General features: G+C 68.3%; 1 protein-coding gene. It reads left to right on the top strand.

Features of this window, described 5'->3' with window-relative positions; all coding sequences use genetic code 11:
- On the top strand, nt 1-312 hold a 312-nt coding region (locus ACLZOT_RS51395; protein WP_416976167.1), incomplete at both ends, for a hypothetical protein.

The raw sequence follows: 312 nt of genomic DNA, 5'->3' as shown, positions 1-312 counted from the left end.
CCCGAGCACGACCCCGAAGGCATCCTGGTCGACATCGAACCCGGCTACGACCCCGCCGGCACCCCGCGGAACAACCAGATCTGGCTTACCGAAAGCTCGATCGGCGGCGGCGGCATCATCGAAGCACTCGCCACCCGAGTACGGCCTGACCCCCGGCGGTTCCTGCGCCTGATGACCAGGGCGATCCAGCCCTCCACCAGCGAACTCGTCGACGCACACATGCGTCGCGTCGTCCACTACACCACCGACCGCGACGACTGGCGCACCCTCGTCGCCGACTTCCGCGGATCCCGGACACAGACCGAACGCGTC

Source organism: Streptomyces sp. 4F14 (assembly GCF_048159485.1).
Lineage (GTDB): Bacteria > Actinomycetota > Actinomycetes > Streptomycetales > Streptomycetaceae > Streptomyces.
Note: the sequence above shows the minus strand (reverse complement) of the source record. Positions and strands in the feature narration are given on the sequence as shown.